Source organism: Streptococcus sp. 27098_8_134 (assembly GCF_041431675.1).
Taxonomy (GTDB): Bacteria; Bacillota; Bacilli; order Lactobacillales; family Streptococcaceae; genus Streptococcus; species Streptococcus sanguinis_R.
Genome location: NZ_JAPVYD010000001.1, coordinates 367,569 through 392,566 on the forward strand (window position 1 = coordinate 367,569; position 24,998 = coordinate 392,566).

At 44.0% G+C, this 24,998-nt stretch carries 19 protein-coding genes; all 19 read right to left on the reverse strand.

The annotated features are described in order from the left end of the window. Nucleotide 1 precedes the first annotated feature (1 nt). The 19 genes from acnA to recN all read right to left on the reverse strand — a co-directional run bounded on the left by acnA (nucleotide 2) and on the right by recN (nucleotide 24,996). Nucleotides 2-2,665 carry an aconitate hydratase AcnA gene (acnA, locus tag O3620_RS01675; protein WP_002919413.1) on the reverse strand — a complete coding sequence of 888 codons (2,664 nt, stop codon included), beginning with the start codon at nucleotides 2,663-2,665 and terminating at the stop codon, nucleotides 2-4. A 212-nt stretch (nucleotides 2,666-2,877) separates the two neighbouring features. After that, the gene (locus O3620_RS01680; RefSeq protein WP_002919414.1) at nucleotides 2,878-3,786 is read right to left on the reverse strand and encodes a magnesium transporter CorA family protein; all 909 of its coding nucleotides are present in this window, start codon (nucleotides 3,784-3,786) and stop codon (nucleotides 2,878-2,880) included. A 336-nt stretch (nucleotides 3,787-4,122) separates the two neighbouring features. After that, entirely contained in the window at nucleotides 4,123-5,667 is a 1,545-nt protein-coding gene (locus O3620_RS01685; RefSeq protein WP_002919415.1) for a peptide chain release factor 3, read from the reverse strand. Between the two features lie 446 nt (nucleotides 5,668-6,113). Then, on the reverse strand, nucleotides 6,114-6,800 hold the full coding sequence (locus O3620_RS01690) for a TIGR02206 family membrane protein (RefSeq protein WP_002913786.1): 687 nt from the start codon (nucleotides 6,798-6,800) through the stop codon (nucleotides 6,114-6,116). 18 nt (nucleotides 6,801-6,818) lie between these two features. Next, on the reverse strand, nucleotides 6,819-7,505 hold the full coding sequence (locus O3620_RS01695) for a TIGR02206 family membrane protein (protein WP_371601356.1): 687 nt from the start codon (nucleotides 7,503-7,505) through the stop codon (nucleotides 6,819-6,821). A 107-nt stretch (nucleotides 7,506-7,612) separates the two neighbouring features. After that, nucleotides 7,613-8,224, reverse strand: a complete 612-nt coding sequence (locus O3620_RS01700) for an NUDIX hydrolase N-terminal domain-containing protein (protein WP_293834989.1) — start codon at nucleotides 8,222-8,224, stop codon at nucleotides 7,613-7,615. After that, a complete protein-coding gene (murF, locus tag O3620_RS01705) occupies nucleotides 8,214-9,584 on the reverse strand; it encodes a UDP-N-acetylmuramoyl-tripeptide--D-alanyl-D-alanine ligase (protein WP_371601357.1) in 1,371 nt (456 codons plus the stop codon). Before murF ends, O3620_RS01700 begins: the two co-directional genes overlap by 11 nt. 75 nt (nucleotides 9,585-9,659) lie before the next feature. Continuing rightward, nucleotides 9,660-10,706 carry a D-alanine--D-alanine ligase gene (locus tag O3620_RS01710; protein ID WP_371601358.1) on the reverse strand — a complete coding sequence of 349 codons (1,047 nt, stop codon included), beginning with the start codon at nucleotides 10,704-10,706 and terminating at the stop codon, nucleotides 9,660-9,662. 219 nt (nucleotides 10,707-10,925) lie between these two features. Further along, nucleotides 10,926-11,522: a recombination mediator RecR gene (recR, locus tag O3620_RS01715; RefSeq protein ID WP_002897999.1), complete on the reverse strand. Its 597-nt coding sequence runs from the start codon at nucleotides 11,520-11,522 to the stop codon at nucleotides 10,926-10,928. Nucleotides 11,523-11,625: 103 nt separating this feature from the next. Beyond that, a complete protein-coding gene (gene pbp2b, locus O3620_RS01720; protein WP_371601359.1) occupies nucleotides 11,626-13,692 on the reverse strand; it encodes a penicillin-binding protein PBP2B in 2,067 nt (688 codons plus the stop codon). Between the two features lie 209 nt (nucleotides 13,693-13,901). Next, on the reverse strand, nucleotides 13,902-14,594 hold the full coding sequence (locus O3620_RS01725) for a phosphoglycerate mutase (RefSeq protein ID WP_002919422.1): 693 nt from the start codon (nucleotides 14,592-14,594) through the stop codon (nucleotides 13,902-13,904). A gap of 149 nt (nucleotides 14,595-14,743) precedes the next feature. Further along, nucleotides 14,744-15,487, reverse strand: coding sequence for a hypothetical protein (locus tag O3620_RS01730; protein WP_002919423.1), 744 nt, complete (start codon nucleotides 15,485-15,487; stop codon nucleotides 14,744-14,746). Nucleotides 15,488-15,958: 471 nt separating this feature from the next. After that, a complete protein-coding gene (locus O3620_RS01735) occupies nucleotides 15,959-16,402 on the reverse strand; it encodes a Fur family transcriptional regulator (RefSeq protein WP_002896119.1) in 444 nt (147 codons plus the stop codon). Nucleotides 16,403-16,605: 203 nt separating this feature from the next. After that, nucleotides 16,606-16,926: a hypothetical protein gene (locus O3620_RS01740; protein WP_002896121.1), complete on the reverse strand. Its 321-nt coding sequence runs from the start codon at nucleotides 16,924-16,926 to the stop codon at nucleotides 16,606-16,608. 218 nt (nucleotides 16,927-17,144) lie between these two features. Beyond that, nucleotides 17,145-20,720, reverse strand: a complete 3,576-nt coding sequence (locus O3620_RS01745; RefSeq protein WP_002919425.1) for an LPXTG-anchored SHIRT domain periscope protein — start codon at nucleotides 20,718-20,720, stop codon at nucleotides 17,145-17,147. Between the two features lie 332 nt (nucleotides 20,721-21,052). After that, nucleotides 21,053-21,328, reverse strand: coding sequence for an HU family DNA-binding protein (locus O3620_RS01750; RefSeq protein ID WP_002896125.1), 276 nt, complete (start codon nucleotides 21,326-21,328; stop codon nucleotides 21,053-21,055). Between the two features lie 112 nt (nucleotides 21,329-21,440). Next, complete coding sequence (locus O3620_RS01755; RefSeq protein ID WP_002919426.1) at nucleotides 21,441-22,274, reverse strand: DegV family protein; 834 nt, start codon at nucleotides 22,272-22,274, stop codon at nucleotides 21,441-21,443. Nucleotides 22,275-22,556: 282 nt separating this feature from the next. Continuing rightward, nucleotides 22,557-23,285, reverse strand: coding sequence for a metallophosphoesterase (locus O3620_RS01760; RefSeq protein ID WP_002919427.1), 729 nt, complete (start codon nucleotides 23,283-23,285; stop codon nucleotides 22,557-22,559). A 52-nt stretch (nucleotides 23,286-23,337) separates the two neighbouring features. Next, complete coding sequence (recN, locus tag O3620_RS01765) at nucleotides 23,338-24,996, reverse strand: DNA repair protein RecN (protein WP_002919428.1); 1,659 nt, start codon at nucleotides 24,994-24,996, stop codon at nucleotides 23,338-23,340. Nucleotides 24,997-24,998 lie beyond the last annotated feature (2 nt).

A 24,998-nucleotide genomic window follows, 5' to 3' on the forward strand; every position in this document is an offset into this window, starting at 1 on the left:
CTCACACCTCCTCTAATTTCTTTCTAACAACCATGGGCAAAATCCCCCCATTTTCATAGTAACGGATATCCGCCTCTGCATCAAAGCGCAACCGAGCTTGAAAAGCTATTTCTTCAGCACCTTTCCGCGCTACCACGTCAACTAGCTGGCCAACTTGCGGGTTCTGCGGGAGATTAATGTCGAAAGTCTCCTTGCCTGTTAAGCCTAGGTTATCCGCATCTTCGCCCTCTAGATACTGCAAAGGAAGAATCCCCATCATGACCAGATTAGACCGGTGGATACGCTCAAAACTCTCTGCCAGCACCACCTTGACACCCAAAAGATTAGCCCCCTTAGCTGCCCAATCACGGCTGGATCCCATACCGTAGTCTTTGCCAGCTAAGACAATGGTGTCAATTTCCTCTTCCTTGTAGCGCATGGCTGCCTCATAAATGGATAGCAACTCTCCTTTATAATCTGTGTACCCACCAATTTTCCCATCCGCCAGTTCGTTTTTTATTCGAATATTGGCAAAAGTCCCCCGCATCATGACCTCATGATTGCCCCGACGGCTGCCATAAGAATTAAACTCTTGGTAATCCACTCCATGCTCCATCAAATAGGAAGCTGCTGGGCTATTTCTGGCAATATTTCCTGCTGGGGAGATATGGTCTGTCGTCACCGTATCCCCAAATTTTGCCAGCACTGCAAGATTTTTCAGAGGCTGAATGGCTAAATCATTAGCTAAGCTATCAAAGTAAGGTGGATTTTGAATATAGGTCGAAGCCTGGTTCCACTGATAATTTTGAGAAGAGGCTGTCGGAATCTGGTTCCATTTTTCATTGTCATCAAACACATGAGCATATTCTTTTTCAAAAAGCTGGCGCGTCACATATTTTTGAACATAATCTGCAACCAAGTCGTGCTCCGGCATCAAATCCATCAAATAAACTGGCTGCCCCTTTTGATCATAACCTAGTGGCTCGCTGGTCAGATCAATATTGGTATTTCCAGCCAGAGCATAGGCAACCACCAAGGGCGGACTAGCTAGGAAATTGGCCTTGACCAGTGGATTGATCCGCCCTTCAAAATTCCGATTTCCTGAAAGAACAGCACTAGCCAGCAAGTCAGTATCCGTAATCGCCTGAGCCACTTCCGGTCGGAGATCGCCTGAATTTCCAATACAAGTGGTGCAGCCATAGCCGACAAGATTGAAACCAAGCTGATCCAGATAGGACTGAAGACCGCTCTTCTTGAGATAGCCTGTGACCACCTTGCTGCCGGGAGCCAAAGAAGTCTTGACAGCCTTTGAAACCCGTAAGCCTTTTTCTACTGCTTTCTTGGCCAAAAGCCCCGCCGCCATCAGGACATAGGGATTAGATGTATTGGTACAGCTAGTAATGGCAGCGATAGCCACATGACCGGTCTTAATCGTCTCCTCATGGTCAGAAAACTGAACCACTGCTGACTTTTCCAGCTCGCTCTCATCTAGCCCAAAGCCTCGGACCCCCACTTCTCTGACTAGACTAGCTTGAAACTCTTCTTTAGCAGCTGTTAATTCAATCAAATCTTGGGGACGCTTGGGTCCAGAGATGCTCGGCACAATGCTGGACAAATCAATTTCGACTACCTTGGTATAGTTCGGCTCAACCTTTTCATTATAGAAGAGGTGATTTTTTTGAGCATAGAGACGGGTCAGCTCGATATGTTCTTCTGATCGATTGGTCAGACGCATGTAATTAAGCGTTTCCTCATCTATCGGAAAATAACCGCAGGTAGCTCCATATTCTGGCGCCATATTAGCCACCGTTGCCCGGTCAGCCAGACTTAGATGAGACAAGCCTGGCCCAAAGAACTCGACAAATTTGCCAACAACATTTTCCTGCCGCAAGATTTGCGTGACCTTTAAAGCCAAATCCGTCGCTGTCGCAATCTTAGGCAGCTTGCCCAAGAGACGAACACCAATCACCTCAGGAACAGGGAAATAAGAAGCCTCACCCAGCATGGCAGCCTCGGCCTCAATCCCACCGACTCCCCAGCCCAGAACACCGATCCCATTGATCATGGTCGTATGACTGTCCGTCCCAAACATGCTGTCCGGATAAAGTTGGCCATCCTTTTCAATGATGACATCACTGAGAAACTCGATATTGACCTGATGGATAATCCCAGTAGCAGGGGGAACCGCTCGGTAATTATCAAATGATTTTTCTGCCCATTTGAGAAATTCGTAGCGCTCATTGTTTCGGACAAATTCCTGGGTCATATTGGCCTCCAGAGCTGTGTCACAGCCATAAAAATCCACCTGAACACTGTGGTCAATGACTAAATCAACCGGAATCTCCGGATTAATCTGGTTGGCCCGACCTCCCTGTCCAACAATCGCATCGCGCATACTTGCCAAATCCACCACAACAGGAACACCCGTAAAATCCTGGAGAATAACTCGACTAGGCTTAAAAGGAACTTCTCCGCTTGGTGATTTAGCTTGATAATGAATCAAAGACCTAATGTTATCTTTTGTTACGTCAATGCCATCTTCCTTACGGAGAACACTTTCTAATAATATTCGTATAGAATAAGGAAGCCCTTCTATATCCCCTCCTAGTAGAGCTGAGACTTTTATAAGGTTTGTATACTGGTATACATTGCCTTTATAATTTAAATCGCTTAGGTATTCTGCCATATTTCTCCCCCTCACTTATTTTAAATTGTTTTATATTATACTTTATTATGAAATTTTATGCAATAAAAATTCATAATTTTTATGTTATGTTTTCTAACACAAAATAACAGTTTTTTAAATACAGGCAAACTGTACTAATCATTTTCTTTTCCAAACAAGAAAAAACAAGCACCATTCTCGGTGCTTGCTATAGTAAAAATAATTTCAAATGCTTACTTCTTATTGGCCAGCCATTTAAGAAGCTTGGTCAGGAGGCCCCAGATGATTAGACTAATAACAACAATATAAATCCAGGCATTTTTATCATTTGACAAAGGCAGAGGAACATTCATACCAAAGAAACCAGTGATAACTGCGAGTACTGCCAGAAGGACAGAAATGATGGTCAAAACCGTCAAATTGTCATTCAGATTGTTATTTAGGATATTATTGTAGGAGCCAGAAAGCTGGCTGAGAACTTGAGCAATCAAATCGGTCATGGAGACGAGCTGACGAGCCTCAATCATGGCGTCCTCAAACTGCTCGGTTTCTAATTCATCAAAACGGCGGTAAATGCCATGGCTTTTGATATGTTCTAGGAGCATGTGATTCTGCTTGGCAGCAGCAAGCAGATAGACCATAGATGTTTCCAAGTCGGACAGAGCAAAAAGATGCTTTTTGGTAGTTGTCTGACGCAGGAGAGCATTAATCTCATCCTTACGCTTGTCCATCCGCTCAACGACTGGATAGTAAGAATTGGAGATCAACTCCAGACTAGCGAAGAGAAACTTATAGACCGATACTGGCACATGATGCTCAGTATAGGCTTTCATCATATCCACAACATAGGCATTGTCTTGATTACTAATGGTGATGAGACGCCCCTGCTGCACTACAAAGGTCATGGGAATTGTTTCATAATATTCCTTGTCTGTCGCTAGATTAAGGACATTGTAGATAAAGACAACCGTTCCATTCTCACGATTGTAGTCCATGTGAGCTCGCTCGTTCTTATCCAGCGCATACTCGATGGTCTCTTTATCAATTTCATAATCCTGATAAATCCGGGCGTTCTTTTTGAAACTATCTGAGTCAATGTTGATCCAGACAGACTGATCTTTTAGTTTTCTTTCCAGAAACATGGAACTCCTTTCTATGAGGTAGAATGATTCTCTAATAAACTAGCGCCCAACTTCATAAACTCTTTCTGCAAGTAAATATGCAATGTCGAAGCACAAAACCAATCAAATTAACTACTTCGCCTGATGAAATTAGTCAAGTGGCTAGCAAGGGTCCAACAGAGCTCGGCGTTAATAACTTTAGTTTGTTATACAATCATAACAATCCCATTCACTACGACACGAAGAGGCGAAAACGATTATTATTCGTCAATGAGTTAGTAAGGCAGTTAGCTAGTCTATACAATAGTACCTAGCGTCCAACAAGTAGGAACTTTAGTTTCAATTGTTGGTACTGAGTTACATCTTCTCTTCTAATTTAACATCTGGATACTTGTCCGCGAACCAGCGCAGGGCAAAGTCGTTTTCAAAGAGGAAGACTGGCTGATCAAAGCGGTCTTTGGCTAGGATATTACGGCTAGAAGACATACGCTCGTCCAGGTCATCAGGTGAAATCCAGCGAACCGTCTTTTTACCCATGGGATTCATGACCACTTCAGCATTGTATTCATTTTCCATACGGTGCTTGAAGACTTCAAACTGGAGCTGACCAACAGCGCCCAGCATGTACTCGCCTGTCTGGTAGTTGGTATAAAGCTGGATGGCTCCCTCCTGCACCAGCTGTTCAATCCCCTTGTGGAAGGATTTTTGCTTCATGACATTCTTAGCTGAAACCTTCATAAAGATTTCAGGAGTAAAGGTTGGCAGAGGCTCAAATTCAAACTTATTCTTGCCTACAGTCAAGGTATCACCGACCTGATAAGTCCCCGTATCATAAACCCCGATAATATCACCAGCTACAGCATTGGTCACATTTTCCCGACTTTCGGCCATAAACTGAGTGACATTGGATAGCTTGGCAGACTTGCCAGTGCGAGGCAAATTGACACTCATACCGCGCTCGAACTCGCCAGAAACGATACGGACAAAGGCGATACGGTCGCGGTGGCGCGGGTCCATATTGGCCTGAATTTTAAAGACAAAGCCTGAAAAGTCTGGACTGAGTGGCTCGACTACCTCGCCATCTGTCTTCTTGTGACCATGTGGTTCCGGAGCAAACTTAAGGAAAGTCTCAAGGAAGGTCTGTACCCCAAAGTTGGTCAGGGCTGAACCAAAGAAGACTGGTGTCAGCTTACCGGCCAAAATCGCTTCTTCCGAGAATTCATTTCCAGCTTCGCTCAAGAGCTCAATGTCTTCCTTAACTTGCTCATAGAAAGGGTTAGAAGCAAACAGTTGGTCACCTTCTGCCAGAGTCGCAAAGCGCTCCTCGCCCTTATAAAGCTCCAGCCGCTCATTGTAAAGGTCATAAAGACCTTCAAAGCTCTTACCCATGCCAATCGGCCAATTCATCGTATAGCTGGCAATTCCCAAAATCTCTTCCAGTTCTTCCAACAAGTCCAAGGGCTCGCGACCGTCACGATCCAGCTTGTTCATAAAAGTGAAGACTGGAATGCCACGGTGTTTCACAACCTCAAACAATTTCTTAGTTTGGGCCTCAATACCCTTAGCCGAGTCAATAACCATGACCGCAGCATCCACTGCCATCAAGGTTCGATAAGTATCTTCTGAGAAGTCCTCGTGCCCTGGTGTATCCAGAATATTGACCCGCTTACCATCGTAGTCAAACTGCATGACAGAGGAAGTCACTGAAATCCCCCGCTGCTTCTCAATATCCATCCAGTCCGACTTGGCAAAGTTACCAGTTTTTTTCCCCTTGACTGTCCCAGCCTCACGAATCTCGCCCCCGAAGTAGAGCAACTGCTCCGTAATAGTCGTCTTCCCCGCGTCTGGGTGGGAGATAATGGCAAAGGTTCGGCGTTTCTTAATTTCTTCGTGTAAAGTCATCTTCTTCTCTTTCTTTCATTTAGGATAATGGTGAATCTTAGTATTTGTTTTTTTATTTTACATCGGAGTATTTCAATCCTTTCAACCTACCTATTATAGCGGATTTAGCGCTTTTTTTCAATTATCTAAAGAAGATAAAAATCGCCCTTCCGAGCGATTCTATTCTCCTATGTCAATGAAATTTCTCTTATAATCTGACAATGACACTGCTAAAGAGGAAAATTGTAAAGATGAAGATTAAACCCAGTAAATAGAGCAGGCGTTTTTCTGATTTCCAGCTCTTCCTTTTCTTCAGCTGTCACAGAAGCGTCTAGCTCGACCAGCTTAAAGAGTTGATAGACAAACAGTCCATTTGTTACTAGAAGCAAAGCAAGTCATGATAAAACTATCTAATTAAGAAAATTCCTGCGACATTAACTTGACAGGAGCTATAAATTTAAAGTGAATTAACTGTGGACCAGACTTAACTGCTTTTTCCACCGTATCTTAAACAATATATCAAAGAGAACCAGGGCCAAAGAAAGGATGACTGACACAAGAAGATACTTTATCCATAGGGGTGCGTTAGGGATAAAAGGCGGGCTTTTTAGCAGACCGTAATTACCTCCGGTCACTTGATTAACGCCGACTAGGAAAAGATTGAGCCCAAAGGTGTAGGCTACAATCATGTATTTCTTGAGCAGGGTCTTGTCGTAGTGATTCATCAGATAAATCAAGGAATTAACCAAGAGGGCATAGTGGCCAATCAGGAAAGAGAAGCTGGTAATGTGCGGGAAATCATAGGGGTCAAAGACTGGATAACCCAAGGCAAAGACCGCTCCGCTGGCTCCTAATAGAGCAAAATACTGCTTACTGCGCCATTTGTCTGGCAGAAAAACCACTGCAAACATAGCCAGGCGGCAATGATAAAAAGGCAAGCTGTTGGTAAAGGGAATCCGAAAACCAAAATACCAGCTATAAAGCATCAGCAGCTGAGCAATCTGAATCCACTTAAAAGCCTTGACAAAACGTGGATTATCATGATATTTGAGCGAGCTCCAAATAGACAGCAAGACCAGAGCAATCATCACAGCATACCATAAAATCGAGATAGGCGGTGCCACCGTTTTTGTCGTAGTTAAAAAATCTTTCATAAATCCTCCATGAGATAATTAAGTTAGGGTGACTGTCTTGGTCTGCTCCACGCGCTTAAAAATTTCAGAAACCAAGCAGACTGCTACACTTAAGACGATTGAGACAAGCAGATAATTGAGCAGGAGTCCGTGATTGCCAACAAGCGGCGGATCTGTGAGAAATCCATAAGAACCCTTTGTCAACATATTGATAACAAGCAAAAAAGCATTCATCATAAAGGTCGTCCACACCACTCGCTGCCAGCTCATAGAGAAAGTATGATAATATCTGAAAAGATAAATCAAACAATTTCCCAAGAGCGCCAGATGGCCGATGATAAAGGACAAAATAGTGATATGGGGAAAAGGATAGGGATCAAAAATCGGATAGATAAAGGCTACAATCGAGCCAAAAGTCCCCAAAAGCGCAAAATAGAATTTATACACTGAGCGATTAGGCAGAAACATCAAGGCAAACATGGCTATTCTGCAATGATAAAAAGGCAGACTCTCAGACAGTGGGGCAGCAGTCAGCGTATACCAAGAGTAGAGACCTATCAGCTGGCAAGCTTGCATCCCGACAAATAGCTGCTGGTAAGGCTTCCGATTGTAGTAGCGATAGGAAAGCCAGATAATCGCAAAGACCAGCCCCAAAAGAACAAAATACCAAAGTCCCAGCTGAGGCGGTTCGGTTTTATAGGTTGTAAACATATCTCTTATTCCCATCTCCTAGATTCCCATTCTAGTATAAACTTTGAACAAGTCTGAGTTTGCCTGTTTTTGCAATAATTTCTAGCTTTTTCAGACAAAAAGTATCCCAGAAACTTACTTAACTAATCCAAATACTGTTCTCTGTCTCCTTGATAAATCTCCCAAAGGATTTCCAACTGTTCTTTTGTCGTCCGCTTAGAGGATAATTCTGGTAAAGATTGGATATCAAAGAAAGCTAACTCTTCTATTTCTGTGTTAGGCTGAAAATCTCCATCCTCTATCTGACACTCGAAGACCAGTTTAGCATATTGCTTACTCTGAAATTGAAATTTATTAGTATCAAAAATTGCAAGCAGACGAGAAACTGAAACATTAAATCCCGTTTCTTCTTGGACTTCCTTGACGATATTTTCCTTAGGAGATAGGCCGACTTCACAAAAGCCGCCAGGTAAAGCCCAAGTTTTCTCATTTTTGCCCTTGACTAAACAGACTTTTCCGTCTCGAACCAGTACAGCTCGGACATCAATCAAGGGAGTGGCATAAAAATCCGTTGGGCGCAACAGCTCTGCCAATTCTTTCCCATCCAAATCTGACCAATCAGCCAGAAGGTGTCCCAAAAGCTGACGGAGTTCTAAGTAACGCTCTCGATCAAATTCATCACGACTAAATGCCAGTCCAGTCTCTGTAATAGAAAGGAGACGTTGAATGGTTTTTGCAGCTTCTTTAGTTTCCATCTTCCAAATCCTCTACCAGCTTAGCCAGATTCATGGAATTGCTGCCTTTGAGAAGGATTTGGTCGGCAGGAGTAAGCTTCTCTCTGACAGCTTGTTTCAGCTGTTCAAACTGGTCTTTCTCGTCATTTTTGATAAAGTAATGCACCTTTCCTGGCGGGTAAATCTCCTTGGCATAGTCATAGAGGGCTTCCATATCCTGCCCATAGAGGAAAAGGTCGGTCACAATTTCTGGATTGAGGCTGGTAATCATAGAGCCATGCATGGACTTAGAGTCCGCTCCCAGCTCTTTCATATCCGCCAGCACCGCTAATTTTCGTCCGCCTGGATTAGCCGGAATGGTCGAGAAGGTCTCAAGAATCAAGCGCATGGCTGTTGGATTGGCATTGTAGACATCCGATAGGATATCTGCGCCATTACCAGCTTTCTTCCACTCCGTTCGATTGCGGGTCAGCTCTAGCTCAGAAAAGGCTTGAGCAATAGCCACCTCAGATACCCCCTCCTGCAGAGCCGCATAGGCTGCAATCATAGCGTTGGTTGCATTGTACTTGCCGGTCACAGGCAGGTCAATCCTTTTCTCTAAAAAGTTGCAGTCAAAGCTCAAGCTGTCCTTGCGCTCTTCCAGACACGTCAGGAAGATATCCGCATCAGGACCAAAGCGAACCAGTTTGCAGTCTGCTGGCAGAAATTCATTGACAATCTTATCCGCCGGAACAATCAAGAGACCATCTTTTCTCAAACCGTCTGCAATCTGCATCTTGCCTTGAGCAATTTCCGTTCGGCTGCCGAAAAATTCCAGATGGGCTTCTCCAACCAGAGTTACAATGCCTGTCTTAGGTTTGGCAAGTTCAGACAGGAGATGGATATCGCCCAAGTGGTCCTGCCCCATTTCTAAGACAAGTTTCTCTGTGTCCTCAGGCATGTGAAGAACCGTGTAGGGCAGACCGATTTCGTTATTGTAATTGCCCTGGGTCTTATAGGTCTTGTAAGTGGTTGCTAGTAGATGTGCCAGCATATCCTTGGTTGTCGTTTTACCGTTGGAGCCTGTCACTGCCACCACATCCACCTGCATCTTTTCCAGATAGTACTGGGCCAAGCGCTGAAAGGCCGTCAGAACATCGTCAACTAAGATATAAGCTCCCTCTGCCACTGGACGCTCAGATAGAGTGGCAGCAGCTCCTTGAGCAAAGGCTGTTGGGATAAAATCGTGACCATCACGCGCCCCCTTGAGTGGCACAAAAAGGTCACCCGACTCAATCAAGCGGCTGTCAAACTCAGCATTTCTTAGCACGACGTTTTCAAACTGAGTCACATCATTTTTCGCAGACAGGACTTCTGCAATTTCATATAAATCTAATTTCATACTTCTTCCTCGTTTTTCGGTTTGCTCACAAAAAGAAAGGACCGAAAATTTTCAGCCCCTCTATTATATCATATTTTAGAGAAGATGCGCCTCTCTCTTGGCAAATGCCTCTTCAGCTAGGCCAACTAGTTTCTCAATCAAGTCAGGATAGGCCAGCCCCATATTTTCCCAAAGCAATGGATACATAGACCACTGGGTAAAACCTGGCATGGTATTGAGCTCATTAAGGAAGACCTGACCATCTTCTGCATAGAAGAAATCACAGCGGGACAGCCCCAGACCACCCAGAGCACGAAAAGCTGTCTCGGCATTTTGACGCATAGTATTCACAACACCTTCAGGAAGCTGAGCTGGGATTGCCATGGTGATTTTATTGTCAATGTATTTGGCTTGATAGTCATAGAAAGCCACGTCCTTAACAACTTCCCCTGGAAGACTACTTTTGACATCAGCGTTACCAAGAAGCCCGACCTCAATCTCACGAGCTGTTACACCTTGCTCGACTAGTACCCGACTATCATATTTGAAAGCCAGTTCCAGAGAAGCACGCAGTTCTGCTTGGTTCTCCGATTTAGAAATACCGACACTGGAGCCCATATTGGAAGGTTTGGTGAAGACTGGATAGGTCAATTTCTCCTCGATTTCCTGGATTTTTTGCTCTAGATCCTCACCATCGACCAGCGCTACATAAGGCACTTGGGCAATGCCTGCCGATTCCAGCACTCGTTTGGTCGTGATTTTATCCATGGCCAGGCTAGAAGATAAAATATTACAGCCGACATAAGGCATTTTGAGTACTTCAAGGAAACCTTGAATAGAACCATCTTCGCCCATAGGACCATGCAGGACCGGAAAGACCACTGCTCCATCTTCGTAAATATCGCTGGGCTTAATCTTCCGAGACATGTCCACTGTCGCATTGGTCATCAGCTTCTCATCAGCCGCTGGCTTTGCTTCAAATTCCTGAGTTTGAATAAAATCTCCATCCTTGGTGATGAAGTAAGTCTTCACCGAGAATCTATCATAATTGACAGCCCGCATGACGCTCTCAGCTGATAAAACCGAAACTTCCCGCTCTGCACTGCGTCCGCCATACAATAAAATCAATCTTTGTTTTGCCATGATTTTTCCTATCATTTTCTAAAAATAGTACGATTTACAAAAGCTGCCAGCTCGAAATAAAACAACCTAAAAAGCTTGTTTTTGCATCTACCTAGCTGGTCGATTCTTCTAAGCAGGAGCTTCTGTATCAGTCCGTTTTAGTATATCACAATTCCCAGCATTTTTGAACAGAAAAAAAGGACTCTTCCAGCCAGCTAAAGCCAGAAAAATCCTTTATGTTTATAATTCCGTCCGATTTTCGATAGCGCGAATCAGCGTAACCTCGTCCGCATATTCAATGTCGGAGCCAACCGCCAAACCACGCGCTAGGCGAGTCACCTTAATCCCAGCGGGCTTCAAGACCCGAGAGATGTACATGGAGGTCGCTTCGCCATCCGCAGTCGCATTGGTCGCGACGATAACCTCCGTCACTTCACTATCCATCAAACGAGTGATTAGACTCTTGAGATTGATGTCATCCGGTCCAACGCCGTTCATAGGTGAAATCAAACCGTGCAGGACATGATAAAGTCCATGATATTCCTGTATATTTTCCATGGCTGACACATCTCGGCTGTCCTCAACGATCAAAATAGTTGATTGATCGCGTGACTGGTCTTGGCAGATAGCACAAGGGTCTTCGTCCGTCAGGTTGCCGCAGACAGAGCAGTAGCTCAGCTCACGCTTAGCAGCCAGCAGATTCTTAGCAAATTCATTGACATCGTCATCGCTCATGCCAATAGTGTAAAAAGCCAATCGAGTGGCTGTTTTGATGCCAATGCCGGGTAGCTTTGAAAAACTGTCAATCAGCTTGGCAATAGGGGTTGGGTAAAGCATAAAATCCTTTCTCTATTCTCAAAAAATCTCCTCAAACCAGATTGCTCTACTTGAGCACTGACTGCATTAGCTTTCTATGTTTGCTGATGATTTTCATTGAGCACTAATTCATAGGGTGTTGTTGGTTGTAAAGATTGATAATATCGCGAGTGATACTGTGGCTGACAGTAGAAGATAGGTTTGTATTGTGAGGGAACACCACTGCCACCGCAATCTGCGGCTTCTCACTTGGTGCATAGGACACGACATTGGTATTGATGGCTTCTTTCTTGCCCTTGTCCACGAAGGTCTCAGCCGTACCAGTCTTGGCACTGATTGGCACACTCTCTCCCTGAGAAATAGTCCGACCAGTTGTAAAGCCACTGCTGCCATGAACCACTTGATAGAAGCCTTGCTTGATAATGCTCATATCCTCGTCAGAGATATTGACCTGGTTCAGCTCCTTGGTATCAATTTTCTGCACCAAATCACCGAGTCCTCCTTGGTCACTGTTGCCGTAAATGCCTTCAACGATATGCGGAGCCACACGCTTGCCATTATTAGCTACTGTTGAGGCATACTGGGCCAGCTGAAGCGTTGTATAGTTGTCAAACTGGCCGAACGAATTGGTCAAATAGTTGGCAAAGGTAAACTTGTCTGGAAGATAGCCTGTGGACTCATTTGGCAAATCAATCCCTGTCGAAGTGCCCAGACCATACTCCGCAAAAGTCGACCGCAGCTTTTTCATGGACGAATCCAGCTCATCAAAATCCAGCTTCATATCCGCTGAGTAAGGCGTTCCCATCATCTTCAGTGCCACCTGCACCATATAGGTATTGGAAGAGTATTCCAAGGCCTCTTGGGCTGTGATAGCACGCGAACCATACTGGGTAAACCAAGAAGTGATACTGTCCGTACCGCCAAAGCTAATCGGTTGGTCTGTCAGGACTTGGTTGCCGCTAATGGCGTTATTCTCCCAGCCTGAGGTCAGAGTTGCAGCCTTGACCACAGATCCCGGAACAAAAACATTGGTCATGGTCCCCAGAGCATCGACTGAGCTTTCTCCCGTTTCCAGATCATGCCGGATGCCTGCCATAGCCAAGACAGCGCCAGTATTGGGATCCATAGCTACGGCATAGACACCCTCAGAGTAGGTCGCATTGCCACTAGCCAACTCTGCATTAAAAGCATTTTTGAGAATGTCCTCCACTCCCTGCTGGAAGTTCAAGTCCACCGTCAGCTTGAGATTGTCTCCCTTGCTGCCATCAGAAATATTTTCCACGCTCTCCATATTACCATTTTTGTCCAGATGAATCTCCTTCTCAGCTCGCTTGCCTTGAAGGACTGACTCATACTGCTTTTCCAGATAGGAGGTCCCCACCCGGTCATTGAGGGAGTAGCCTTTTTTCAGGTAATCATCCACTTCCTCAGCCGGAAGTCCAGTCTTTTCTGTCGAGATATTGCCCACGATAGACGCCAGTGAGGTATCTAAGACCTTGCGGTCCCAGCCCGTTGAGACACTGATACCCGGCAACTCTTTGCTGCTAGAAGCCAGTACAGCCACCTGCTCTGTTGTCAGCGGATCTGTCTGGATGGTCCCCGTCGCAAAGTTGGAAATTGCATTCATCTGACTAAAGAGAACGATGACCTTCTTTTCCTCATCCGTATAGCCCAGCTGCTTAGGGTCAATGCTCTCAGCTGCCGCTTTATAGATTTTCGACTCAGGCAGACGGTTGCCGTCTGTATCAAATTTCTTATCCTTGGGCAGCTTTTCTACTACTTCCTGATAGACTGCGCTGTCCGCCAAATAATAATCCACCTCTTGGCGGTCTGTCACCTCTGTATCGCTGACACTGACATAGGTCAGGAGCTTTTGAGCTGTCGCCCGAATCTCCTCAGCCGTCAGCCGATTATCCCGTGTATAGGTCACCACCTGCTTGGTCGTATTTTCCACCAAGGGCTTGCCAGTAGCATCATAAATCTGCCCACGTACTGAGCTAGTAGTAATCTTGGTCTTGCTGGCCTTAGCTAACTTATCCGTGTAAAAGTCCTGATTGACCACCTGCATATAGCCCAGACGAGCAATCAAGGCTAAAAACAAAAGCATCACGATTCCAAACAGCAGATAAAGCCTTCTGGTGATGGAATGACTGTCAAATTTTCTCTTCTTCCTTGCCATCTTCTCTCTCATTCTAGTAAAAGTTCTGACCTTTATTTTACCATAAATCCAGCTCGATGAATGTTTCAAAACTGATAGAAAAGCTGAAAATGTGGACGAGTTAAGAGGAATTCCGTCAAACCACGGAACCTAAAAGACTTGCCGGCTAGGCTTCCAGCAAGACTTATTCTTCCTATCTGGAAAAGCAAAGAACCTGAGAATAATCTCAGATTCCTTTAAGCTTATTTTCCAAGGTAGTATTCTTTTACTACATTCAATTTTTCGTCAAATTCGAATACCAATGGTGGGAAGTTTGGAATTTCCACGTCCATGATTTCATCGTCAGACAATTGTTTGATGTGCTTTACAAGGGCACGGATAGAGTTACCATGTGCACCTACAAAGACATTTTTGCCATCTTTCAAAGCTGGAGCAATCTTGTCTTCCCAGAATGGAAGGGCACGTTCCAAAGTAACTTTCAAGTTTTCAGCATCTGGAATTACTGAGTCGTCAAGTGAAGCATAACGACGGTCAGTGTGTGCTGAGTGCTCATCATCGCGTGGCATTGCTGGAGGCAATACATCGTATGAACGACGCCAGATATGCACTTGCTCATCACCAAATTGCTCAGCTGCTTCTGCCTTGTTTTTACCAGTCAGGCCGCCATAGTGACGCTCGTTCAAACGCCATGATTTTTCAACTGGTACCCAAAGCTGATCAGCTGCTTCCAAAGCAAGGTTAGTTGTCTTAATCGCACGCTTCAATACTGAAGTGTAAGCTTGGTCAAACTCGATACCAGCTTCTTTAATCAGTTTACCAGCGTCGATTGCTTGCTGTGTACCTTTTTCAGACAAGTCAACATCAGCCCAACCAGTGAAAAGGTTCGCTTTGTTCCATTCAGACTCACCGTGGCGAGCAAAAACTAATTTTACCATTAGATGGATTCTCCTTTTATTTTCCGAGGCAGTCCCCGTTTATCTATTCTATTTTACAAAATTTTCGCCTAAAAAGCTAGCCTATTTCGTCAAATCAGACCTTTTTCAGCAAAAAAGCGCTTTTGTATTTCCGAGCAGAAACCTTTGCCCTAACACCCGCCAGACAGATAAGCCTCGTTGGCTTCCTTGAGCCACCAAGTCCGCCGCCTGTCTATCAACTGATAAATAAGTAGTAAGCCAGATACAATCCAGATGGAGAGCATATTGACAAAGATGAAAAGTTCTACACCTTTAGCATGCTGGGCCGGAGTTAGCTGAATTTGCTTGACAATCAACGATTCTCCTTCCATTTCGTAAAACTTAGGCATATAAGCACTTAATAAGATGATAACAAAGATAAAGAGAGTAAGCTGAACTGGCCAAGAATAAAGATTTTTATGAAAATGCTCAATCCTCAAAGAGAAGGTAAAAAATCGCTTAACACGCTCTCTTGCTACAAAAAGGATAAATAAGGGAATGTAGCCAAAAAGTGTCACACTAAATAAGGTGGGATTATGAGAACTAGAAGGAATAAATCTACTAAATCCATAGTCGCCTGTCCATAGAAACCAGCCACCTATAACCTGTGGCAACCAATAAGATAGAATGATAACGAGCAGTGTCGAAGAAATTCCAATTTTGACACTCCATACTCGCTTCACTTTTTGATAAATCAGAAAAAGACGTGAGCGATCCACACTTTTTTGAGGAAGATTTCCCTTTATTAGCTTGCCGCAGGAAGGACAAATAGGATAGCCCGCCTCATCCTCAAAGAGAAGATGACGGCATTCCAAAAGAGGCGATTCATCACTGTCTGACAACTCATCCAGCCATTTCTTTCTCCACCAGAACATAAGACCTCCTAAAAATCTACCCTACCCACAAAGTAATACCCCTTAAAGATTTCGATACTACAGACTTATGACGAATTTACCTATATTGTAAATCCTTCAGAACTCTTTGAATCTCTTTGTACAAGGCTTTATTCTGCTTTCATTATATCAAAAGAGAATTGGCCTGTAAAATAATAGCATAAGTATATAAGGGGTTGTGCTCAAAATATCTGATCTTGCTAAGTGCTGTACTTGACTAGGTATCAACATCTCTAAGCTCAGAGGATATCCTTGTCCTGCGAACATGCCTTGCTAAAACACATAGAAAAAGGCTAAGAGACATAAATTCTAGCCTTTTTTTTATTAGAAATAGAATCTTGACGCAGTAGCTGATTGCTCAAGTACTGCTTTGAAGTTGCAGATTGAATTTGCGAAGCGAGTCACAACCTTGTTCGTCTTTAGACTCCAAAAAGCTGCTAATCATCCTCGCAGTCACACCGCCTCTTGCTGGCATTGGGGGCATAGGCCATAGACAGTCGTTTGGCTTTGGGTGATGTGGTAGCCAGTCTGCACTTCAGCCTCATGCTTCACATCTGGAAGTTCCAGCTCCATATCAGCGATACGGCCGCATTTTTCACAGATGACATTGAGATGCTGATGGCCCATAAAGTCAAAGTAGGTCGTCGTATCATTGCGAACCTTGAGCTCAGCGACAAAACCCTCATCAATCAGAACCTTGAGATTATTATAAACTGTTGCCAGACTCATATTAGGAAAATTGGGCTTCAAGTCCTGATATATCATTTCAGCGCTAGGATGGTCGTGACTTTGGATAATATAGTCAATTACCGCCTTCCGCGTTTCTGTAATGCGCACACCCTTGGCGCGCAAATGGCCAATTACTTGGTCAAAGTCATGCTGATGTTCTTGTTTCATTATTTACTCCGTTATAGCCTCTTATCTAAGTCATTACCATTATACCATGACTAGGATTACTTGGCTATTAAGAATGATTGTAAATAAGCTAAAAAGAAAAAAGCAGGACAGAACTAACCAAAGTTCATCATCCTGCTTCTGCATGATTGCTTATCCATTTAAGGCAATGCAAGCTTTAAACTAGTATTTTTTCAATCATCGCTCTATGCTTGGAATCTCTTCAAGCTTGCTAAATAAAGGGAACCGCCTATGATAGAAAGAATAGCACCAATCCAGCCCAAGAAGTCATTAAAGGTAAAAATTCCACCTACAATCATCAAGATAGAGCCTGCTGGTCCCACACGATTGTCATCCTTATAGTAGACAATACCAGCAATCCCCAAAGCTAGGATTGCAATTTTCAGGATGTCAAATACACCTAGCATAAAATAAATAACCCAAATGAAGAAAGGCCATAAAAGTAGAATAATACCACCAATAAGTCCAACAAGTCCATTTACGAGTGCTAATGTTTTTGTCTTCATCAACAGTCTCCTTTGTATAATTTTTTACTAAAATAGTTTACCATACTTACTAGAAAAATACAAGCTTATTTTTAATTTTATGAAAAATTCAAGTATTTGACTGCTTATAATGCTTATCTTTCCCTGAAAAATAAAAAGCCTGCTATTCCCAACAAAAGTTGAGACAACAGACTTTTCATATATTCTAGATTTTCAAAGCTTTTTACTGAAGCTTAATCTTAGTCACGCTGACGTTTGGTCAAGCCAACTGCTCCTCCAAGAGTCAAGAATCCAAGAATTAGCATCCAGATAGATGTATCTTGGCCGGTCTTAGGCAGAATTCGTTTCTTGCCAATCTCTTTAACTTGAGCATCTACAAGCAAGCGATTGGTTACATTCATACCTTCAACTTGATTGCTGTAGCCATCCACTTCGTCCTCGCGGACGCTATAGATGATTTCTTTCCCATCCTTGAAGCGTGGCAAGTTTTCAAAGCTGTATTTCCAGCCCATCGCCTCATCAACAGTTACGCTGATGCCTGTATCCTGTCCATCTGCAAGCAAGTGAACAAGGACACTCTGTGGTCGGCGACCTGCACCGTTATCATTATCAATCCAGATCACACTGCCAGTAAGCGTAGTTGAGTCAGCTGCAAAAGTCCAAGTACCGATAAAGTGCGCATCCGCTCCATTGATGGTCTCTTCGTTCTTATCGTATGACTTGAAGGTCCAAGTGCCGTCTGCGGTCTTCACTTCTGTCTTGACTGGCTGGGTTGGAGTGGTCTTAGTGCCGTCGGCCAAATCAGATTTATCGCTTGGAAGCAAGGATTTCACTTCTTGTGGCAGTTCTTTACCTACTGTACCGCTGACAAATTCATATGTAGCCTTGTAAGTTGGTGCTGGGCTAGGTTTTGCCACAAACGTCCAAGTTCCAACAAATTTAGCATCTGCACCATTAATGGTTACTTCGTTCTTGTCATATGACTGGAAACTCCAGGTGCCATCAGATGTTTCAACTTCTGTCTTCACTGGTTGTGTTGGAGTGGTCTTAGTGCCGTCGGCTAAATCAGGTTTATCACTTGGAAGCAAAGCTTTCACTTCTTGCGGTAATTCCTTACCTGCTGTGCCGCTGACAAATTCATGTGTAGCCTTGTAAGTTGGTGCTGGGCTAGGCTTCGCTGCAAACGTCCAAGTTCCAACAAATTTAGCGTCTGCACCATTAATGGTTGCTTCGTTCTTGTCATATGACTGGAAGCTCCAGGTGCCATCAGATGTTTCAACTTCTGTCTTGACTGGCTGGGTTGGAGTGGTCTTGCTACCGTCTTCCAAATCAGATTTATCTCTTGGAAGCAAAGCTTTCACTTCTTGTGGCAATTCCTTACCTGCTGTACCGCTGACGAACTCATGCACAGCCTTATAAGTTGATGACGGAGTTGCTGTGAATTCCCATGTACCAACAAAGTGAGCGTCCGCTCCGTTGATAGTCTCTTCTGTCTTGTCGTAAGACTTAAAGGTCCATGTACCGTCGGCGGTTTTCACTTCTGTACTAGATGGCTGGGTTGGAGTTGCCTTAGTGCCATTTGCCAAATCAGGCTTATCGGCTGGAAGTAAATCCCTCACTGCTTGTGGCAGTTCTTTACCTGCTGTGCCACTAACGAATTCGTGAGTAGCCTTATAGGTTGGCGCTGGAGTAAAGTCCCAAGTGCCGACGAACTTCACATCTGACCCATTGATGGTCTCTTCGTTCTTATCGTATGACTTGAAGGTCCAAGTACCGTCGGCGGTCTGCACTTCCGTCTTAGTTGGCTGGGTTGGAGTGGCCTTAGTGCCATCTGCTAAATCAGGCTTGTCGGATGGAAGCAAGGATTTCACTTCTTGGGGCAATTCCTTACCTGCTGTTCCACTAACGAACTCGTGGGTCGCCTTATAAATTGGCGCTGGAGTAAAGTCCCATGTTCCAACAAAGTGTGCATCCGCTCCATTAATCGTCTCTTCTGCCTTGTCGTAAGACTTGAAGGTCCAAGTACCATCAGCGGTCTTCACTTCTGTCTTAGTTGGCTGTGTCGGGGTGGTCTTAGTACCATCTGCTAAATCAGGTTTGTCGGCTGGAAGCAAGGATTTCACTTCTTGGGGCAGTTCCTTACCTGCTGTACCACTGACGAACTCATGGGTCGCCTTATAAGTTGGCGCTGGTGTAAAGGTCCAAGTGCCGACAAAGTGAGCATCCGCTCCGTTGATCGTCTCTTCTGCCTTGTCGTAAGACTTAAAGGTCCAAGTGCCATCGGCGGTCTGCACTTCCGTCTTAGCCGGTTGTGTCGGCGTGGCCTTAGTGCCATTCTCCAGATTCTTTTCTGTTTCTGGTGTTAGGTCTTTGATTTCCTGCGGGAGTTCCTTACCAGTAGTACCACTGACAAATTCGTGTTTCTTTTCATAGAGCAAGTCAGTAGTAACTTGATTAGATGGTGCTGAAAGATTATCTACTTTTAAAGTCACTGTATTTTCAATCGTTGCAGCATCCTTTTCTGCTACCTTTTGATTGGTTGCAGTCTTGTAGGTAATGACTATATCCTGAGAAGAATTTGCTTTAACATACTCCGGTGTCATCTTGACCGTAACGGTCTGGCCTTTCTTTTCAATCGTGTAATCATGACCTTCCTGCAAGGCATTACCGCCAGCCTCAACCTTGAGCTCCTTGTAATCCAGACGCTCGTCAAAGGTTTCAGTCATCTCAATAGTAGTCGGGGTAGCCAAAATATCCTTACCAGGAACTGGAATCTTGAAGGTTCCCTTATAAGTCACATCTTGACCTTCCTTAGCTGGAATCTTAACTGGATCCGCTTCTAAGACTGGCTTGGGATCAACTTTTTCAATATAAAGACCAAAGACTGCCGAGCAAGCTTCTGTTGATAAATAACCGAAATTCAATGTGTTATCTGCAGAACGAACGGCCAAACCAGAGATGTTGTTTTCATTAGCAGCACCGCTAGTTGAAGTCGTTGCTTCCCAAATTGTCCGACCGCTCTGATCTGTTTGATTCAAAGCATTGGCATTGTTCATCAAGCGCTTATCAACAGCATTTTTATAATCATTAATATAGAAAGACTCTTTTAGACCAAAGCCGTCAACTACATCAATGTCAGTCGGTTTCATAACCAACTTCAAATCTGTATCCGAACCATCCGCATAGCGTAGCTCTGCTGTAACATCAGCCTCCACCCAGAAAGCTTTGTTCATAATGTTATTATGGGCCGCATCCACATATGGGATATTCCCAATCTCAAAAGCGCTTCTTTCCCACAACTCTGAAATAGAGAAAAATTCAACTGCATTTTTTTGAGCATCATTCATCTGAGCTTCTGCTGTAGATGAGTTCAGATAGTGGAGTGTTACCTTATTAAAAGTCAGATAGGCATCTACTTGTTTTCCATAAGCCGTTCCAACATTAGAGAACTTAAGAGAAAGCGGCTTATTAAAGACCTGATCTGCTTTTTGAGACTTGTCTACTTTGATGGTGAAATTTCCCATTTCTCCAGGATAAACTGCTCCCAGATACTCATAGTTTGGATTAGTCAAATGAACCTGTTCAATCGCCTCTGACTTAGAAAGAACACTGACATTGTTAACATTCAAGTCAAACTTATGAATATTCAACTTGGACAAATCCGTGCCATCCTTCAGCTCCTCCAAGGCAGACAAGGTCTGAATGGGGAGCAGAAAGATTGAAAAAAGCACAACAAATAATCCCATCAGCAAGCGAAATTTGCTGCCATAAGGATTAACAGGACGCAATGAGCCCTGAAGTGGTTTCCATTTCATTTCTTACCTCCTAAACTTTTTCAATGATCTCGCAATCATTACACAAAAAGAAATGCTCTCTTCATTTTATCATAAACACCTATGATTTAAAAGCACTTTTGCTAAAATTTTAAACTTTTTATTTTAAGTCTTTAAAAAAGTTTGTCTCTTATCATTTTCTTTTGTTTAGAGACAAATTCCTTCACTTTAATGCAAAGTAAAAACTCCAAGAAAGTTCATAAATCAACTTTCTCGAATCACCTAAATCTCTTATTAAGCTCAAGAAATGAGAGCAAAAAGAAAAACCTGACATACTCGCCAGAGGCAAGTGTATCAGGCTTTATTAACCAAAATTATTTTACAGCGTCTTTAAGAGCTTTACCTGCTTTGAAAGCTGGTACTTTAGAAGCTGCGATTTTGATTTCTTTACCAGTTTGTGGGTTGCGGCCTTTACGTGCTGCACGCTCACGAACTTCAAAGTTACCAAAACCGATAAGTTGAACTTTTTCACCTTTTGAAAGATACTCAGTTACAGCTGCGAATACAGCGTCAACTGCTGCTGCTGAATCTTTTTTAGTCAATTCTGTAGCTTCTGCTACTTTTGCGATCAAATCTTGTTTGTTAGCCATTTAACAAATCCTCCAAATTTTTTCTGGGTTAATAACCCTAACAAATATTATCATATCTAAAAAAAGCATTCAGGTCAAGTACTAAACCGCTATTTTCTAAATTATTATGGTTTTATTCGTAACGAATCAGCACAGCCCAAGCATTTTCCCCAGTATGCGTCTGAATAATGGACCCTGTTTCCAGCACTGAAATAGGTTTCTTGACATACGGCTGTAAACTTTCCTTCATTTCTAGCGCCAATTCTGGACTGCCTGCATAGGAAATTCCAATTTCAGCCACTTGCTTATTTTGCAGACTTGCTGTCAAATCATCCAACCATTTCTTAAAGGTCTTAGCTCCCCTCCCCTTGACAATGGGCTCCAGCTGATGATCTTTCATTTGCATGATGACCCGGATATTAAGCAGGGAGCTAATCAGACCAGAAACTCGGCCTATGCGGCCTCCTTTAACCAGATTTTCTAAGGTAGAGAGACCGATGTAGAGCTCTGTCTTTTCCTTCACTTCCTCGATTTTAGCCAGAATCTCCTCTAGGCTAGCTCCTTCTTTGGCCAGTTTAGCTGCTTCAGTGACCTGAAACTTCATAGCCTGATCAGTGAAAGAACTATCAACAACCGTCACATCAGCATTAGCCAGAGTCGCTCCCTGACGGGCCGCTTCAACAGTTCCCGACAAGGCATGAGACATGTGAACGGAGATAATCTGTGCTCCATCCTCTGCCAAGCGCTCAAAAACATCAGCAAAGACTCCGACAGGCGGCTGACTGGTTTTAGGAAGATTGCGACTAGACTGCATAAGACGAAGGAACTCACCTTCCTCTAGGTCTGCATCCGAATAGACCACCCCGTCCACCATAACAGAGAGAGGCACAATTGTAATGTCTAATTCCTTAGCAACCTCCGGTTCAATGGTTACAGATGAGTCAGTTACGATTTTTATTTTTGTCATAGATTTCCTACTCTGTATCTAAATTTTAACTTGTTATTACACTACATTATACCAAATTTTTATGGTTTTGTGGGGGAATATTCGCTAAAATCACAGCTCAGGCCAAGCGTTTCCTAAATTTAATCTGCCTGTTTTAGATTTTTAATCTTTTTACGCTTCTTTAAAATTAGATGAAAAAGTGTTTACATGCAGCATTTTTAGCTTTATTGGGGAAATTTTTTATAAAAGCCTGGTTTTCAGAGAGAAACTTAGCAAAAAAGATTGGGAAAATCCAATCTTTTTTCAGTCTTCAGCTACCAAACCATCATTTTTTATGGCATATTGCTCTATGATGCCATTATGCCCGAAGAGAACTCCATGGAGTACTCCGCCATAAACAGCTCCGCCATCCATGCCAATCTTGCCATCCTCAGTCATCCATAGCTGATCAGTTCCCGGTGCCTTATGCAAGAGGTAAAATGTCGGTGTATGGCCAAAGACAATCGTTTTGCCAGTCTGATTGCTGCCTTCGTGAAAAGGAGCACGAATCCAAACCTTTTGATAATCACTGGTTTCTCGCCAGTCTTTCAGCTCCAAATCTAGACCAGCATGAACAAAAATGTACTGTTCCGTCTCCAATAGGAAAGGCATCTGGCGAATAAAATCTACTAAATTGGCCGTCTCCGTCTTGACACGTTCCGCGTCTGCTACTCCATCTACAGGAGCATTAAGAGGTCGGCCTAAAAGCGAATTAATCGTCGTATCTCCGCCATTGCGTCGGTAGTGGTCATAAGACTTTTCAGGATTGTCCAGCCAGGTCAGAAACATATACTCATGATTGCCAGAAAGACAGATAGCTCCTTTCTGATCCACTAAATCCTTGACCCGCTCCAAAACCGCTCGGCTGTCCTCGCCACGATCTATCAAGTCCCCTAGAAAGACTAGTTGGCTGCGACCGTCCCAATGCTGGATCAGCTCATCCAGCATACCAGCCTTGCCATGGACATCACCGATTGCAAAATATTCTGTCATACTCGTCACCTCCTAAAGGAGACCGAAACACTAGTGTCTCAGCCTCGCTTGTTTATTTTTTTAATAATTCTCTGGCTTGAGTCAAAGCAGCCTCCGTCACATCTTCACCAGCCAGCATCTTAGCGACTTCCTGAACACGCTCGTCAGCCGTCAGCAGGCGAACCGTTGAGACGGTCGAATTCTCATCCGAAATCTTCTCAATAAAGAACTGATAATCGGCAATCGCAATGACCTGCGGCAGATGGGAAATGGCCAAGACTTGGCCATTGGAGCCAATCTTGTGAATCTTCTGAGCAATAGCCTGGGCCACTCGGCCAGAAACGCCCGTATCCACTTCGTCAAAGACAATGCTGGTTTTGCCTTCCTTACGAGAAAAGGCAGACTTGATAGCCAACATGAGACGGGAGAGCTCCCCGCCAGACGCAACCTTCACCAAAGGTTTGAAATCCTCGCCTGGATTGGTTGAGATGTAAAACTCTACTTGTTCATTGCCTTCACGGTTGAACTTGCCCTTACTGAACTGCACTTTAAAGCGCGCCTTTTCCATGTAGAGGTCCTGCAGCTCTTGCTTGATTTCCGCTTCCAGCTGGGCTGCTAGGTCGTGACGAGCCTGACTCAATTCCTGGGCCAGCTCTACCAGCTCTCTCTCCAAGGCCTTCAGCTCTCGGTCCATATCCTCTGAGGACAAGTTACTTCCAGTTAAAAGGCTGTATTCTTTAGAAATCTGAGCAAAGTAATCCAGCACATCATCTACTTGTCCGCCGTATTTACGCGTGATGCTGTTAATCAAGTCTAGGCGACTCTCCACCTGCAGCAGCCGTTCTCCGTCAAAGTCCAGTCCATCTAAAATATCCTCTAGGCGCTTGCTGACATCTTCCAAGACATAATAAGACTCTGACAAGCTGCCTGAAAGCTCCTTGTAGGCTGGATCGTAATCCTCGATAGACTCAAGGTCATTCATTGCTGAGCGGACATTGGCCAGACTGGAAAAATCTTCATTATCCAGCATAGTATAGGCGTTCGTCAACGTATCGGCAATGAGCTTGTGATTGAGCAAACGATCTCGCTCCTGATGCAGGGCAGTATCTTCACCGCTTTTGAGAGCTGCGCTCTCAATCTCCGCCATCTGAAACTCCAGCATCTCAATTCTGGCCTTATGCTCCTGCTGATTTTTCTGCAAAGTCAGGACTTGCTTGCGCAGGCTTCGATAGCGGTCAAAGGTTTCCTGATAGCGGCCTTTGAGATTCAAAAAGTCTGCTGATCCAAACTCATCTAGCATGGCAATATGAAGCTGGGGCCTCATCAGTTCTTCCTGATCATGCTGACCATGTATATCCACCAAGTGCTGACCAACAGCCTTAAGAACAGACAGATTAACCATCTGGCCATTGATACGACTGACACTACGGCCGTTTTGCAGAATTTCCCGACGGATAATCAGCTCATCGGTCAGCTCCCAGCCTTGCTCCTCAAAAATCTCTCGCAAAGCTCTGCTATTTTCCAGCGAAAAAAGTCCCTCTATCTCAGCTTTGGGTGCCCCATGACGAATAACATCCGTCGTAGAACGGCTGCCCAGCATCATGTTCATCGCGTCAATAATAATAGACTTACCGGCTCCGGTTTCCCCGGTTAAAACCGTCATACCTTGCTCAAAATTAAGGGAAATCTCTTCAATAATGGCAAAATTTTTAATCGAAATTTCTAATAACATAG